Annotated in this window: 14 protein-coding genes; 4 read left to right on the top strand and 10 right to left on the bottom strand. The window is 41.5% G+C overall.

Features of this window, described 5'->3' with window-relative positions; translation table 11 throughout:
* Positions 1-331 precede the first annotated feature (331 nt).
* From ACT3CD_RS10170 to hflX, 3 genes are all read left to right on the top strand, one after another.
* Positions 332-1,015 carry an energy transducer TonB gene (locus ACT3CD_RS10170; RefSeq protein WP_444645386.1) on the top strand — a complete coding sequence of 228 codons (684 nt, stop codon included), beginning with the start codon at positions 332-334 and terminating at the stop codon, positions 1,013-1,015.
* Between the two features lie 213 nt (positions 1,016-1,228).
* Positions 1,229-1,912 (top strand): energy transducer TonB, encoded by a 684-nt coding sequence (locus ACT3CD_RS10165; protein ID WP_444645384.1) that lies wholly within the window; start codon positions 1,229-1,231, stop codon positions 1,910-1,912.
* 135 nt (positions 1,913-2,047) lie between these two features.
* Entirely contained in the window at positions 2,048-3,265 is a 1,218-nt protein-coding gene (hflX, locus tag ACT3CD_RS10160) for a GTPase HflX (protein ID WP_444645382.1), read from the top strand.
* Positions 3,266-3,481: 216 nt separating this feature from the next.
* Here the strand turns inward: hflX and ACT3CD_RS10155 are convergent, their stop codons facing one another.
* Positions 3,482-3,640 carry a hypothetical protein gene (locus ACT3CD_RS10155; protein ID WP_444645380.1) on the bottom strand — a complete coding sequence of 53 codons (159 nt, stop codon included), beginning with the start codon at positions 3,638-3,640 and terminating at the stop codon, positions 3,482-3,484.
* Between the two features lie 67 nt (positions 3,641-3,707).
* Between ACT3CD_RS10155 and ACT3CD_RS10150 the strand changes: the two genes are divergently transcribed.
* Positions 3,708-4,115 (top strand): hypothetical protein, encoded by a 408-nt coding sequence (locus tag ACT3CD_RS10150; protein ID WP_444645378.1) that lies wholly within the window; start codon positions 3,708-3,710, stop codon positions 4,113-4,115.
* A 289-nt stretch (positions 4,116-4,404) separates the two neighbouring features.
* On the opposite strand, the gene ACT3CD_RS10145 is transcribed toward ACT3CD_RS10150, so the two are convergent.
* The 9 genes from ACT3CD_RS10145 to nadB all read right to left on the bottom strand — a co-directional run bounded on the left by ACT3CD_RS10145 (position 4,405) and on the right by nadB (position 15,137).
* On the bottom strand, positions 4,405-5,160 hold the full coding sequence (locus ACT3CD_RS10145; RefSeq protein ID WP_444645377.1) for a succinate dehydrogenase/fumarate reductase iron-sulfur subunit: 756 nt from the start codon (positions 5,158-5,160) through the stop codon (positions 4,405-4,407).
* A gap of 37 nt (positions 5,161-5,197) precedes the next feature.
* Positions 5,198-7,138: a fumarate reductase/succinate dehydrogenase flavoprotein subunit gene (locus ACT3CD_RS10140; protein ID WP_444645375.1), complete on the bottom strand. Its 1,941-nt coding sequence runs from the start codon at positions 7,136-7,138 to the stop codon at positions 5,198-5,200.
* Between the two features lie 23 nt (positions 7,139-7,161).
* Positions 7,162-7,860, bottom strand: coding sequence for a succinate dehydrogenase cytochrome b subunit (locus tag ACT3CD_RS10135; protein ID WP_444645373.1), 699 nt, complete (start codon positions 7,858-7,860; stop codon positions 7,162-7,164).
* A 352-nt stretch (positions 7,861-8,212) separates the two neighbouring features.
* Positions 8,213-8,845 carry an outer membrane beta-barrel protein gene (locus ACT3CD_RS10130; RefSeq protein WP_444645372.1) on the bottom strand — a complete coding sequence of 211 codons (633 nt, stop codon included), beginning with the start codon at positions 8,843-8,845 and terminating at the stop codon, positions 8,213-8,215.
* Positions 8,846-9,057: 212 nt separating this feature from the next.
* Complete coding sequence (locus tag ACT3CD_RS10125; protein ID WP_444645370.1) at positions 9,058-10,584, bottom strand: WG repeat-containing protein; 1,527 nt, start codon at positions 10,582-10,584, stop codon at positions 9,058-9,060.
* Positions 10,585-10,597: 13 nt separating this feature from the next.
* Complete coding sequence (locus tag ACT3CD_RS10120; RefSeq protein WP_444645368.1) at positions 10,598-11,527, bottom strand: outer membrane beta-barrel protein; 930 nt, start codon at positions 11,525-11,527, stop codon at positions 10,598-10,600.
* A gap of 414 nt (positions 11,528-11,941) precedes the next feature.
* The gene (locus tag ACT3CD_RS10115; RefSeq protein ID WP_444645367.1) at positions 11,942-12,988 is read right to left on the bottom strand and encodes a hypothetical protein; all 1,047 of its coding nucleotides are present in this window, start codon (positions 12,986-12,988) and stop codon (positions 11,942-11,944) included.
* Positions 12,985-13,470 (bottom strand): RNA polymerase sigma factor, encoded by a 486-nt coding sequence (locus ACT3CD_RS10110; RefSeq protein WP_444645365.1) that lies wholly within the window; start codon positions 13,468-13,470, stop codon positions 12,985-12,987. Before ACT3CD_RS10110 ends, ACT3CD_RS10115 begins: the two co-directional genes overlap by 4 nt.
* 71 nt (positions 13,471-13,541) lie before the next feature.
* The gene (gene nadB / locus ACT3CD_RS10105) at positions 13,542-15,137 is read right to left on the bottom strand and encodes an L-aspartate oxidase (RefSeq protein WP_444645363.1); all 1,596 of its coding nucleotides are present in this window, start codon (positions 15,135-15,137) and stop codon (positions 13,542-13,544) included.
* Positions 15,138-15,173: the final 36 nt, after the last annotated feature.

Here is a 15,173-nt window from a genome sequence, read left to right as displayed (position 1 = left end):
TTCAGATTCAAATCTTGCGAAAGCCGAAAAAGTGAATATCCTCTGGTAAATATACATTGTGAAGACAAGCAAAGCACAGAAGTTGATAAACAGGTATTGACTAACGGTTCCCCATTTTATCCAGACTCTAAACATCGTTAAAAGACTAACACGCCAGGGTTAATTTTATCAAAAAAAAGAACTCAACCGTTAATCCAAAATAACAAATCTCCCATCTACAAAGGAATTAATCATTTCGATCAACCGTTAAATCGTTAAATAATTAAAAATGAATTGATTTAGCCCGTTCTTCATATTAACTTAATAAAACTAACCAAAACAGGAGGACCCCATGGAAACTAAAAAAACATCTCAGGCAAATCTTGAAAACAAAAGATCTGTTTTTCTTGAAATCGGGTTTATCGCGGCATTATCTATTGTTCTGATTGCTTTTGAATGGTCAAAAACAGACATCGCATCAGACTTACCCCTTTGGAACGATCAAACGACCGTAGAAGTCGACGTGATTCCAATCACCATGATAACCGAGACGACTCCGCCACCACCGCCAAAACCGAAACCGGCAGATTTGCTGGAAATCGTCAAAGACGACACCCCGGTTACAACCAATCCGATTGACTTCAACTCTGAAGCCACCCCGGAAACGCAGTTAGACCTTTCTCTGTTGACGGTTAAAGAAGAACGTGAGCCCGATCCTGTTTATGACTGGGTAGATGAGATGCCCGAATTCCCGGGTGGAAACCAGGCATTAATGAAATTCCTCTCACATGCTGTTCGCTATCCATATGTCGCTCAAAATAACGACATACAGGGTCGTGTCTATATTCGTTTCGTAGTTGACACCAACGGCGCAGTTATAAATGCAGAGGTATACAGAGGCGTCGATCCAAGTCTGGACAAAGAAGCACTACGTGTTGTAGAATCAATGCCCGACTGGAAACCAGGCAAAAGAAAAGGCCGACTGGTAAAAGTCGCCTACACGGTTCCCATCAACTTTGTATTACAAAACAAATAGTAAAAAGACTTCACTACTGCAGAAAAAAAGCGTTTAAACGTTAATTTTTTAAAAAAACAGATATCTTTATCAAATCAATAAAAAAAGATTCCTTTTTTTCATCAGAAACAACTATTTTTACCCCTTTAAGAGGCAGAAGAAAGTCTAATGCATTGCTTAATTTCTGTTTGTTCTTTATCTTTAAGTACATAATAAACCAGTAACCATTTTGATATGGAAATTAAAAAGTCACCTAAAGCGGATCTCGAAAGCAAGAAAACTGTATTTATGCAGATTGGTCTTGTTGTCGTGCTCTCCTTGGTCTTGATTGCCTTCGAATGGACCTCAACCGATGTGTCGGTTGATATGAGTCTTCAGGATGAGGCCGTTGAGGTTGAAGAAGAAATTATCCCCATCACCCGTCAGGAGGAGGTAAAACCACCACCACCACCACCACCGCCAAAAGCGGCCGACATTCTTACCATTGTTGATGACGATGTAGAGTTGGAAGAAGAATTGGAAATCATGGATACTGAAATGGATGAAAATGCCATGGTTGATTTCAGCGACATCGCAGTGGAAGAAGAACAAAGGGATACCGGTGAAATCTTCATGATTGTTGAAGAAATGCCAGAGTTTCCAGGCGGACAGGCTGCCTTACAAAAATATTTGGCCAGTTCGGTTAAATATCCTGTCATTGCTCAGGAAAACGGCATTCAGGGGCGTGTTTACATTCAGTTTGTAATCAACACCAAAGGTGAAGTTACCAATGCAACGGTACTTCGTGGCGTTGACCCCAGTCTTGACCGTGAAGCTTTGCGCGTGGTTGAAGCAATGCCCAAATGGAAACCCGGGAAACAAAGAAACCGTCCGGTTCGTGTTTCTTACACGGTACCCATCAATTTTGTACTGCAATAAAACTTTTAGTATAAAAAAGACAAAAAGCCCGGCTATACCGGGCTTTTTTGTCTTTCAGCCCACCATTAAAGAACCTCTCCATTACTTCATTATTGTTGATAAAATTGCATTACTTTTGCTGAAAACAACTTATATATGACCAATCTTATTTCAACCGATAAAGAACTTGAAAAAGTCATACTGGTGGCAGTTCGCACGCCAGATTTAAGCGAGGCCGAAGTGACCGAGCATCTTGATGAACTGGAATTTCTGGCCAGAACAGCAGGGGCTGAGGTCTCCAAACGTTTCACCCAATCACTCACAATGGCTGATAACCGCACTTATGTGGGTAGCGGAAAACTGGAGGAAATCCACGATTATCTGAAAATACATGAAGAAATAAACTCGGTTATATTTGACGACGAACTGTCGCCCGTGCAACTGAAAAACATAGAAACAAACCTGCATCGCAGAATCCTGGATAGAACAAATTTAATACTCGACATTTTTGCCAGTCGTGCTCGCACGGCGCATGCGAAAACCCAGGTTGAGCTGGCTCAATATCAATATTTATTACCTCGTCTTACCCGTATGTGGACGCACCTGGAGCGTCAACGTGGTGGTATTGGAATGCGCGGCCCCGGAGAAAAAGAAATAGAAACCGACCGCCGGATTATTCGTGACATCATCTCCAAACTGAAAAAAGATCTGGAGAAAATTGACCGACAAATGGCAACCCAACGTAAAAACAGAGGTAAAATGGTTCGTGTAGCACTGGTTGGATACACCAACGTTGGAAAATCAACCCTTATGAACAGTCTCAGTAAAAGCGAAGTTTTTGCTGAAAACAAACTGTTTGCAACACTCGACACCACCGTACGCAAAGTTGTGTTGGGAAATCTACCATTTCTGCTGGCAGATACGGTAGGTTTCATTCGCAAATTACCTCACCACCTGGTCGAATCATTTAAATCGACACTAGATGAAGTTCGCGAAGCCGATTTGCTCCTTCATATTGTTGACATCTCTCACCCCGGATTTGAACAACAAATAGAAGTCGTGAACAACACGTTACGAGAAATTGACAATCGCGAGAAACCAACCATCATGATATTTAATAAAATTGATGCCTACTCTCACATTCCCAAAGAAGAAGACGACCTTACACCAGCGACCAATGCTAATTTAACCCTCGAAGACTTAAAACAAACATGGATGGCAAAAGATACCCCTTCCATCTTTATTTCGGCACGTGAAAAGACATATTTCGAAGAGTTCAAAAAAACACTTTACGATGAAGTGTTAAAAATACATGTCACCCGATTTCCATACAACGACTTTCTGTATCCCGAATTTGACGAAGAAAACTTCTAATGAGTAACAATCACAGGCCTTTCTTAAGCCTGTGATTACACCTTTAAAAATACAGATTAAGATATTGCATTATTCACCCGTAGGCATGGCCACCATCGGCACATTCACCATAAACGTCAAAAACAAGGTCTAAAACCACCTTGCACGACATAGCCATACATTCTTACTAATACGACAAAAACAGCCAATAAAACCCGCAAAAGCAGTCGTTTTTCATTAATCTGCAACAATCGACGAATAGCCATTTGTTAAAATACGAACCATTTCCATATCAGACTTAACCAAATAGGGAGAGGTTAAACTTAAAATACCGATCAAAAAAAGCATACTCACCCCCACAATTATCCATTTCAACGCCATAATTACCAGACTCATCGGTTAATCTTGGCAATCAACTATAACAAAAGTAACTTTCGCAGTACAAACTATAACAATACACATTATGAAAAAGAAACTTTTAACCACCGGATTAATGGCCCTGGGCCTGATTTTTTGTTTGAATAATGCTTCTTCTCAACAACGTCGCGAAAGACCACAAAGACCGAACATGGAAGAGATGCAAAAAAAACAGCTCGAAGAGATGAAAACAGAATTATCATTAACCGCCGAACAAACTCAAAAAATCGCTTCAATCATGGAAGAACAACGAACAGCCATGAAAGCCAAACGCGATGAAAACCGGGAAGCCAAAGAAAAAGACCGCGACGCAAACATGAAAGCTTTTAAAGAAGAGCAAAAAACTTACAATAAAAAAATAAAAGCAGTTCTCACGGAAGAGCAACAAACAAAATTTGACGAACTACAACAAAAACGACAAGAGGAACGAAAAAATCGTCGCCCCAATGAATAATCGGGAGAAAAAATAAAAAAGGAGGAAACCAAAACAGGTTTTCTCCTTTTTATTTTCCTCAACCTATAACAACGCCATAGTCCTTTAATTTCACCTATACACATTCACATCCCCTTTCATTCTTCCCATTCCAGCAAAATAATACGCTTTTGTCTTTATGGTTAAAACCGCAATAACAAACCTTCAACAACCAAATCACAACCATAGAAAACGGTAAACGCAAAAGAGCCACTTCATTCCTGAAGTAGCTCTTTGATATACCAAATAAAATTTTTAAACGATCGACTTCTTAATCTTTCAATTTAGCAGATAAGAACTCACGGTTTAAACGAGCAATATTTGCAATTGATACACCTTTGGGACATTCAACCTCGCAAGCTCCGGTATTGGTACAATTACCAAATCCCAACTCATCCATACGAGCGACCATATTCTTAGCACGGCGCGAAGCTTCAGCTTTTCCTTGTGGCAGAAGAGCCAATTGACTCACTTTAGCCGAAACGAACAACATTGCCGATCCGTTTTTACAGGCTGCAACACAAGCTCCACAACCAATGCATGAGGCCGCATCCATGGCTTCATCAGCATTTGCTTTGGTAATTGGAATAGAATTAGCATCGGGTACCCCACCTGTATTCACTGACACATAACCACCGGCAGCAATGATTTTATCAAAAGCCGAGCGATCAACAATCAGATCCTTAATCACCGGGAAACCTGCAGAACGCCATGGTTCAATAGTCACAGTTTGCCCATCCTTAAACTTACGCATGTGCAACTGGCAGGTGGTAACATCATCGTCGGGTCCATGAGGACGACCGTTAATATAGAGTGAACACATACCGCAAATACCTTCGCGGCAGTCATGATCATAAGCCACCGGCTCTTTATCTTCGTTAATGAGTTGTTCATTAAGAATATCCATCATTTCGAGGAACGAGCTATCGGTTGAAATATTACTAACCTTGTAAGTCTCGAAGCGGCCCTTTTCACGTGGTCCGTTTTGTCGCCAGACTTTGAGCGTAAGATTTATTGTATTTTCCATGATTAAACTCCGTTAAATAAATTGAACTTGCCTACCATTATTTGTAATTACGCTGAACGAGCTCTATTTCTTCAAAATTAAGCGGCTCAACATTCTTCGCAGGCTCTTTACCTTCACCCTGGTATTGCCAACATGACACATAAGCATACTTATCATCGTGACGTAAAGCTTCACCTTCGGGAGTTTGATGTTCCTCACGGAAGTGACCACCACACGATTCTTCACGATCAAGGGCATCCAATGCCATCAATTCGCCAATCTCGATAAAGTCGGCCAAACGGTTGGCTTTCTCAAGTTCAATGTTCATCCCATCTCCGGTACCAGGAATACGTAAGTTACTCCAGAATTCCTTTTTAATGGCACGAATTTTATCAATAGCCTCTTGTAATCCTTCTTTATTGCGGGCCATACCAACAAAATCCCACATAACCAGCCCCAATTCCTTATGGATGCTGTCAACCGAGCGTTTTCCTTTAATAGAAAGCAACTTGCTCAAGCGATCCTTTGACTCTGCTTCGGCATCCACAAACTCTTTCTCGTCGCAGGTCATTCGTGGTGTTCGTATATCATCAGCCAAATAATTCTGTATAGTATAAGGTAAAACAAAATAGCCATCGGCCAATCCCTGCATCAAAGCGGAAGCTCCTAAACGGTTAGCACCGTGGTCAGAGAAATTTGCCTCACCGGCACAAAATAACCCCGGAACAGTTGTTTGTAACTCATAATCGACCCAGATACCACCCATGGTATAGTGCATCGCCGGATAAATCATCATCGGTGTTTCGTATGGATTTTCATCCACAATTTTGTTGTACATCTGGAACAAGTTCCCATAACGAGCGCGAATAACATCTTCACCCAAACGTTCAATGGCTTCTTTAAAATCAAGATAAACAGCCAAACCTGTAGCACCAACACCGTAACCGGCATCGCAACGTTCTTTGGCGGCCCGGGATGCCACATCACGAGGCACCAGATTACCAAAAGCAGGATAACGGCGTTCCAAATAATAATCGCGATCTTCTTCAGCTATCTCTGTAGGTTTCATCTTACCGGCACGAATGGCTTCTGCATGTTCCTTCTTTTTAGGCGTCCAGATACGACCATCGTTACGAAGCGACTCCGACATTAAAGTTAGTTTACTTTGAAACTCACCGTGAACCGGAATACAAGTAGGATGAATTTGTGCATAACAAGGATTAGCAAACATCGCACCTTTCTGAAAAGCCCGTACAATAGCGGAACCGTTTGAACCCATTGCATTGGTAGAAAGGAAAAATGTATTTCCATAACCACCAGTGGCCAGTACTACGGCATGCCCAAAATGACGTTCCAGTTTACCGGTAACCAGATCTCTGGTAATGATACCGCGTGCTTTTCCATCCACTAAAACAATGTTAACAAGTTCGGTGCGGGTATGCATCGTAACGGTCTTCTTCTCTACCTGACGCATTAAAGCCTGGTAGGCTCCCAGCAACAACTGCTGACCGGTTTGTCCTTTAGCATAAAAAGTACGGCTAACCTGCGCCCCACCAAATGAACGATTGTCAAGTAAACCGCCGTATTCGCGAGCAAAAGGTACGCCCTGAGCTACGCACTGGTCAATAATGGAATTACTAACCTCAGCCAAACGATAAACGTTGGCTTCGCGGGCACGATAATCACCACCTTTAACGGTATCGTAAAACAAACGGTAAACCGAGTCCCCATCGTTGGGATAATTTTTTGCCGCATTAATCCCCCCCTGAGCAGCAATAGAATGCGCACGTCGCGGAGAATCCTGAATGGTGAATACCTTTACATTGAAACCCAGCTCGCCAAACGAAGCAGCAGCCGAAGCACCTGCCAAACCGGTTCCTACAACAATGATATCTAGTTTTCTTTTATTGGAAGGGTTCACCAGTTTTTGGTGCGCCTTATAATTTGTCCACTTCTGAGCCAACGGCCCTTCGGGAATTTTAGCATCAATCTTTACCATAATCTAATAGAGATTAAAAATGATTATTGAAAGAATAAATATTGAAAAACAGCAATTAAGGCAAAGCCTAAACCAACCACCCATGCATAAATGTTTCCAATAACGGTTAAACGTTTACGCCACAGCTGATTGCTAAAACCAATGGTTTGAAACGAAGACCAGAAGCCGTGCGAGAGGTGTAAAGCCAAACCAACACCAGCCACTGCGTACACAATGACAATCCATAAATACGAAAAGGTCGCATTAACCAAGGCATAAGCATTTTCAACCTCAGTTTCCAAACCGCCAATATTCATGGTTACAGGTTCCAGTAACGGATCGCCAACGAATTTCATCTTTACCCAAAAATGAGCCAGGTGAAGAATCAAAAAGGCAAAAATAGTAGAACCCAAAACCAGCATATTCTGCGAAGCCCAGGTTACACCAGCTGTCTTTTTGCCGGAGGCATAACGATCGTTGCCACGCGCTTTGCTGTTTTGAACCGTTAACAAAATTCCCCAGATAATATGAATCAAAAAACCAATAGCCAGTACCGGTTCTATGATTTTAATCATGGGGTTAGTGGCCATAAAATGGGCCCCTGCGTTGAACATCTCACCACCGTCAGGTATCAACAAAAACGAATTTAACGTGAGGTGTATCAACAAAAACAACATCAGAAAAACGCCTGATAATCCCATCAGCAATTTTTTCCCAATGGAAGAACAAAATAAACTGCTCATAAATGTTTCTTTTTAATTAAAAAAGCATCAGTTAGTTATATTTAAAAAGCATTGATTACAAAAGATTGTAAACTTTGTTACTTTCCCTGCAAATGTAGGTGCTTCCTCAGTTTTTCTCAATATAAATAAAGAAAAAGTTCTTTATTTATATTTTGTCTAATTTGGCGTGAAAAATCCCTAAAAAATTCTTTCCGAAATTAACAATCCAAAAAAGATAAAGAAATAATAATAAAACAGTTACATAATCAACAAACCGGATTAAAAAATCCTTTTTAACAATCTTTAAAATTAATGGGATTATAAGAAGCCAACAAAGCAAAAACACTGTTGTGCAACATGTTTATTTTTAAATCTACCAAACAACAAAAGAAAGCCCCAATGACCAAACAGAATTGTACTGCCCGCTTGTTAAACCATTGGAGGAGCTGATGGACGATGAACGAATGGTAGTCAAAGAATTGGAATACCCAAAGGTTGCATAAAGCGACGACGTAAGCGGATAACAAAAACCGGCCAAAAAATTCAATTCAACGGGTTTATAACGGGTGTTATAGGAACCACTGAGCGACTGGTCGTCCTGGGTTTCGCTATACCCGACCAGTTTTGAAACAGATAACCCGCCATATAAAAGCACGTCGTCGAAAGCATTATGTTGAAAAAAATCTGAAATATTATAAACGTAAAGCAGAGGAACCTCGACGTAGTGCAGTGCGAATTTGTAGTCAAAATAATCATTCTTCTCACCGGGGATAGAGCGGCTGCCTTTTTGAATATACATCACTTCCATCTGAAGGTATGATACTGTTGAAATGGGATACATGGTATATACAGCACCGTAAAAGCCAAACTTATCGAGTCCTGACAGATGGTCTCCCGATACCTGGGAAGCCGTCATCCCGCCTTTGACGCCACCTTTAAAAAATTGAGCAGATACCGCAATCGCCGAAAACCATAAAAAAACCGTAATAGCTAAAGAACATTTCATCTTGATGGCCATTAAAACTACCAAAATAATGATTCTTTCGCACTTACGGAAAAACCGGAAGGCTTCATTACTGTAATACCAAAAAAATTGTGACTCGATTTACCTATAAGTCAGCATGTCTCATCAATATAATGTAATGCAGTACTAAAGCAAAAAGAATCAATCCAACGCAAACAGAAAGCGGAGTGGGCCACCCCGCAGCTTAATTAGCTCTAAAAATTAAACGTCAACCCAACTGAATAAGGGTACAACTCAGGACCTTTATCCTTTTCAAAGAGTGAAACAGGCGAATAAGTGGCATATATTCCGATACTATCATAGCCAAGCCGTGCTAAATAGGAGTAACGAAAAGCATTTAAATTAAAATCGTCATGATTCTTTTTTTTCTGAGAACTTTCGTCGTTAAATACCACTTTGGTGTGCGACCGCAACCTCACGCTGCCAACAACACCCGCAGACAGATAAAGTGATTTGCCCGGATTCCGGGACTCCGGAATTTGAACCTCAAGCATCAAAGGCACATTAAGACTCAGCACCGTTAACTTGGTTTTGCTGACACTCGCTGTTTCGGGTACCGGTGGAAACCAATCGACAGGGAGGTTGGTCAACTCTGAGCCTCTATCAAAATCAAACCGATAATTGTTATACTGAATACCGACGGCACCAACAAGTCCGACACAAGAACCTATCAACCCGAAACTCTCCTTAACAGGGTAAACCGCTACTTCCACCGACTTTTCAGGAATTACTTCCATAAACTCATAACCAGCCGGCATATCTTCTTTCTGATCGGCGTTGAGATAACTGTTGAAACCCAGGTGAACACCATCCAAATGACCATGAAAACGTCTTTTCTTTTTCCTTTTATGCGTGAAAGATGATGATGCCGACGATATGGTAATCTCCTTCACACCATTCTCTTTTCGAATAACCACATTATCATTTCCAATACGAATAGCCGGCGAGGGACGCTCTTTCCGTTGTTCAGCTTCTTTTGCGGGGACCGCCTTCTCCTTAATGTCGGGCACCATTGGGGAAACTTCAACTTTATCAACATAACGCCCCAATGTATCAAGCCAAACGATGTTATCGTCGACCTCCGCTCTGGCCACTCCACCATCAAAAGGCGATAATTGCATATAAATGGCAGGAACAATTTCACGTCCTGAGCTATCAACCATTCCCATCCTTCCATTTTTCAGAACCCGGGCATAACCATTTTCAAAAGGCCATATTTTTTGATATTCAGAAGGCAATAGTATGTTTCCGTCATGATCGAGCAATCCCTCCTGTCCATTTCTTATCACCCGAAAAGTTCCATTCCTTTCGGCGGTGATATGGCTGTATTCACAAGGTATTATAATATGCCCCATCATATCAGTGTAACCCAAAAGACGATTTTTCAAAATTCGTGCCTTCCCATCTTTAAAAGGCCAAATCTGATCGTACTCTGCCGGCAGAATTAATCCTTTATCAAGATGATATAAACCAATTTTCAAATTTTTTAAAACCTTCACATAATTATCGTCATCAAGATCATACACCTGATCATAGTGAAAAGGAACCAAAACTTTATTGGTACTATCGACCACCCCCATTCGACCATCTTTTAACACGCGATAAATACCGGGTCGCATCTGCCATCGTGTATCCGAAATCTGAATCATCTCCGAAGCGGAAACAACCCCATAGCAGGCTGTCAATAACATACAAAAGAATAAAATAGTTGCGCGTCGCATATCATTGAATTATTTAAAAACCAACTAAAGTAAGACCAACACTCCAGGGATAAATCTCAGGCCCCTGATTCTTCTGGAACATAGGAGACAAATCGCAGGTCGCAAACAAATTAACGAATCGATATCCCAATCGTATTGTCGCACCATACTTAAAGGAATTCAAATTAATATCTTTACGGGATTTATCTTTTTTATCACCACCGTTGTCATCATAAACCACTTTGGTATGCGACCCCATTTTAAACCCACCATACAAACCGCCACTAATATAAGCCCTATGTTGCATCTCCGACGCCGGAAACTGAGCTTCCAGCAACAAAGGTACCGTGAGCCAGGTCGTCGTAATTTTATTTTTTTTCACTGGGCGGTCAGCTGCGGTTCCTACGGTTATACCACTTGCGTCCTTTGATAGTAAGTAAGGTGAATCCAAACGATAATTATTGATGGTGAGACCCAATCCTGTGACCAACCCAATATTGTTACCATTTTTTTGTAACCCTATAGAATAGGGTAACACATTAATTCCGACAACAATCGATTTTCCGCCATTCAAGTCCATAAAAACCGACTCTGGCGGCAAATTATTATCAAAAGGTGCGGAATAAAAGAAATTATTCAGTCCCATTTCAAAACCACCCCAGTGCCCTTTAAAATCTTCCCTAGGTTCGTGCACCATCCGGATTCGCGTATTGGCGCCATCATCAATCACCTCAAATCGCTGACGACCAACGGATATTCTGGTTATGGTATCACTAAAATGACTCACCTCCACATTTCCCCCAGGGAACAGAACCCGGGTATGCTCCAGTGTTTCTTCTACCGATACAACATCTCTCAATGAATCCAATTTTAAAAGAGACTTATCAACCGACATATAACTGTCCTGTGCAAAAACAGAACCGAGCCAAAAGGCTAAAATTGCAAGTAAATATACACGTAACATAACGTTCAAATTAAAAATGTTTAAATAAAGCCTGCAAAAAAGTCAAACTTCTGCATCATGCTTGTCCTCTGATTGATCATTTACCATAGTAAACTCCCTTTTTCTGGACTTAGCAAGACTTGAATTTGAATATTTCTTATCAAGCACTTAATTTTCTTACTGGCACTAAATCAGAGTATGTCTATAAAATCCAATCTTTATGGACAGATATTAAATAGGGTCCGACCCGGGAATTATTGTTTTCTCGCCCTATTGTATCATTAAGACCATAAACCGTCTCAAAAGTTACAGGCCTATAGAAAAAAAAAGCCACCGTTGAAAAAACTTGTACAACGAAAAAATCAAAATGAGATAAAATGATCACTAAAAGACCATAAACATCCGGTAGATAACAATGAATTGCAACGCGACAAATTACCGTAACCGTCCCACACGTTGTTCCAGTTCGAAGTTGTCAGACTTAACATTAATGGCTATCAGACGCCCTTCTTCGTTATACTTGCGGGTATAAGCAAGATTAAAAGGAGCTAAGCGACCGAGCAATCGGGTGGTTTTAGTAGTCAGTTCCATTGACATCTCTTCTCTAGGCTGATCTTCAGACTCTACGGCCCCATCCGACGATGCCAACAAACGTCGGTTTTTAAGATAATGAGGCAACATCAGTGAAAGGCCTTCTTCGTAACTGTTGAGATAGGAATTCTCAACGATTACAGGCGTTTTTAGCCGGGGTGTTATAGTAGAAATAACTTCTGTGGCTTTCTCTTGCACTCTTCTTTCACCAGTAATAACAGGTTGGGCAACAAGAGTCTGAGTCCTCGGCTCACTAAAAGCCGCTGCTGCAGCAATTCTGCGTACAGTATCTTTATTAACCGTTGTGCTGCCCACATTCGCCTCTTCACTCACTAACAATTCATTATCAGAACTGTAAGCAACCATCGGGGAGGAGACAGACTGATCAATCACTCCTCTATCAGCCAAAAAGAAAAAAATAAGAACAGCAGCCGCAGCTGTTTTCCACCACATACCAGCTGTAACCAAGGACTTTCGGTACAGTTGAGAGCGATAAGGGTAAACCTCATCAGAAGGTTGCAGCTTCATTCGACCCATACAATGAAAATCGGCAGTTACTTTCTCACTTTGTTGTGAAAGATCATATAATTGCCTTTGTTCGTTGACCGACAACTCCTGCTCCGTTGCTTTGGCAAGTAAGTAGTCGTATTCCGAAAGATCGTCAAACGGCACAGGTGCTCTACGCAAATGTTCTTTATAAGGATAAAAAGAATCCTTTTCCGGCCGCAATTCAATACCAGACAGCTCATTCATCTCATTAAAAATGCGGGGATGAGTAGCCAAAAATTGCTGCACCGCAACAACATCATTACCTGAGAGTTTGCCGTCGAGATAATCAATCAGCCAAACCTCATAATTATCGCTGTTAATATTTATATTAGGCCTATTCATAGTACCACCTCCATTTTACCAATGTAATTCTTGAGAAAAATGCGCGCCCGATAAATATAAACCTTGACCTGACTTTCCGAGAGTCCTGTAATCTCCTCTATCTCCTGATACGAATAGCCTTCGTAATCGCGCAGCATAATAACCATCTTTTGGTCGGCCGGTAAAAGATCAACAGCTCTGTGCAACACCTCGTTTAAGTCTGAAAATCCATTATCAGTCTGAAAATCCTGGCCAATATGATCCGCCATAGGAACCATCCTGGCATCATGCCGGGCCATGTCGACCAACACATGATAAGCCGTGGTGAAAAGATAACTTTTAGATTTCAGACCGTCCACCTTTCTTCGATGCAGCCACATACGTTCAAAGGCATCCTGAACAATATCAGAAGCCTTATCCTCATCTTTAATATTTTTGAGAACAAACCGGTAAAGATGATCCGCACAGCGATTTACGCACTCGTTATATTCTGCATCAGTCATGCCTGGGCCATTTCTTTAATTATGGGACGGACCACCGATCGGAAAAGTTACATCAAAAACAAAAAAAACAATTAATGCGTTTCCAACTGATTGGGATAGTCAATATTATAATGGAGGCCACGGCTTTCGCGTCGTTGCTGAGCATGTTTAATAATCAGGTAACCTGCCTGTATGGCATTACGCAACTCACACAAAGGCTCGGATACCACCGACCGCTGAAAAAGACTCTCTGTTTCATGATACAATATCTCCAGCCTGTCGAGGGCACGTTTTAAACGAAGATTAGAACGTACAATACCCACGTAGGTCGTCATAATCTGTTCCAACTCTTTCTTACTTTGCGTGATGAGCACCATCTCCTCAGGGATAGATGTCCCCTCATCATTCCATTCAGGAACTTTATCGCAAAACGTGTACGCACCAATATTATTAATGGCGTCCTTTGCAGCCGCATCGGCATACACCAACGCTTCCAATAAGGAGTTCGATGCCAAACGATTGGCACCATGCAAGCCGGTAGAACTACATTCTCCGGCGGCATACAAACGATTAATGGTTGTACGGGCTTTCATATCGACCTTGATACCTCCGCACGTGTAGTGAGCGGCTGGCACCACAGGAATCATTTGCTTACTAATATCAATTCCGATAGAAAGGCATTTTTGAAAAATATTCGGAAAATGCTTTTTTATCTCTTCCTCACTTTTGTGCGTCACATCCAAAAAGACGAAGTCATCGCCATGCGTTTTCATTTCGTTATCAATGGCGCGGGCAACAATATCACGGGGTGCCAGACTTTCACGCACATCGTATTTATGCATAAAAAGCGAACCGTCTTTACGCTTCAAAATACCACCAAATCCACGCATCGCCTCTGTTATCAGGAAAGAAGGGCGTTCTTTTGGATTGTATAGAGAAGTGGGATGAAACTGCATAAATTCCATGTTTTCAACCATCCCTTTAGCACGATACACCATGCCAATGCCATCGCCGGTTGCAAAAACAGGATTTGTTGTTACCTGATAAACAGCCCCTACACCGCCGGTTGCCATCATTGTAACCTTAGCAAGTATGGTATCCACTTTATTGGTTGTGCGATTGAGAACATATGCCCCATAGCATTGAATATCCTTACGCCAACGATTTACCATTTCACCCAAATGGTGTTGCGTAATAAGTTCAACAGCAAAATGATTTTCCAGCAAATCAATATTGGGATTATTGCGAATAATTGTACTCAGCGCCCGCTGAATTTCAAAACCCGTATTGTCCTTATGATGAAGTATCCGATTTTCGGAGTGTCCTCCCTCACGGTGCAAGTCAAATTTACCATCCTTGGTTTTATCAAAATGGGTGCCCCATTTCAACAATTGGTCAATTTGCTCAGGCGCTTCGTTTACCACCATACGGACCACTTCTTCATTACATACACCGGCTCCCGCATTCAGCGTGTCGGCCACATGCTTTTCGAAATCGTCGGGCTGATAGGTCACCGATGAAATACCACCCTGGGCATACGACGTATTGGTTTCTTCCAACTTTTGCTTGGTAATAAGGCAAACCCGTCCGTGACCAGCCACTTTAAGGGCAAAACTAAGGCCAGCTATACCCGACCCAATCACAAGGAAGTCATATTTCTTCCTACTCGAAGTATCTTTTGTTCTCATGACAGAAGCTCAAAAACAGAGCTGTAAAGGTACAAA

Source organism: Geofilum sp. OHC36d9, from assembly GCF_052400685.1.
GTDB lineage: Bacteria > Bacteroidota > Bacteroidia > Bacteroidales > Marinilabiliaceae > CAZHHH01.
The sequence above is the reverse complement of the archived record's forward strand: the minus strand, read 5'-3'. Positions and strand labels throughout refer to the sequence as shown.

Excerpts from the sequence above, each read along its gene's own strand:
- ACT3CD_RS10155 (WP_444645380.1), bottom strand. The coding sequence starts at position 3,640 with ATGAGTCTGGTAATTATGGCGTTGAAATGGATAATTGTGGGGGTGAGT.
- ACT3CD_RS10165 (WP_444645384.1), top strand. The coding sequence starts at position 1,229 with ATGGAAATTAAAAAGTCACCTAAAGCGGATCTCGAAAGCAAGAAAACT.
- ACT3CD_RS10140 (WP_444645375.1), bottom strand. The coding sequence starts at position 7,138 with ATGGTAAAGATTGATGCTAAAATTCCCGAAGGGCCGTTGGCTCAGAAG.
- ACT3CD_RS10170 (WP_444645386.1), top strand. The coding sequence starts at position 332 with ATGGAAACTAAAAAAACATCTCAGGCAAATCTTGAAAACAAAAGATCT.
- ACT3CD_RS10120 (WP_444645368.1), bottom strand. The coding sequence starts at position 11,527 with ATGTTACGTGTATATTTACTTGCAATTTTAGCCTTTTGGCTCGGTTCT.
- ACT3CD_RS10145 (WP_444645377.1), bottom strand. The coding sequence starts at position 5,160 with ATGGAAAATACAATAAATCTTACGCTCAAAGTCTGGCGACAAAACGGA.
- ACT3CD_RS10135 (WP_444645373.1), bottom strand. The coding sequence starts at position 7,860 with ATGAGCAGTTTATTTTGTTCTTCCATTGGGAAAAAATTGCTGATGGGA.
- hflX (WP_444645382.1), top strand. The coding sequence starts at position 2,048 with ATGACCAATCTTATTTCAACCGATAAAGAACTTGAAAAAGTCATACTG.
- ACT3CD_RS10150 (WP_444645378.1), top strand. The coding sequence starts at position 3,708 with ATGAAAAAGAAACTTTTAACCACCGGATTAATGGCCCTGGGCCTGATT.
- ACT3CD_RS10125 (WP_444645370.1), bottom strand. The coding sequence starts at position 10,584 with ATGCGACGCGCAACTATTTTATTCTTTTGTATGTTATTGACAGCCTGC.
- ACT3CD_RS10110 (WP_444645365.1), bottom strand. The coding sequence starts at position 13,470 with ATGACTGATGCAGAATATAACGAGTGCGTAAATCGCTGTGCGGATCAT.
- ACT3CD_RS10115 (WP_444645367.1), bottom strand. The coding sequence starts at position 12,988 with ATGAATAGGCCTAATATAAATATTAACAGCGATAATTATGAGGTTTGG.
- nadB (WP_444645363.1), bottom strand. The coding sequence starts at position 15,137 with ATGAGAACAAAAGATACTTCGAGTAGGAAGAAATATGACTTCCTTGTG.
- ACT3CD_RS10130 (WP_444645372.1), bottom strand. The coding sequence starts at position 8,845 with ATGAAATGTTCTTTAGCTATTACGGTTTTTTTATGGTTTTCGGCGATT.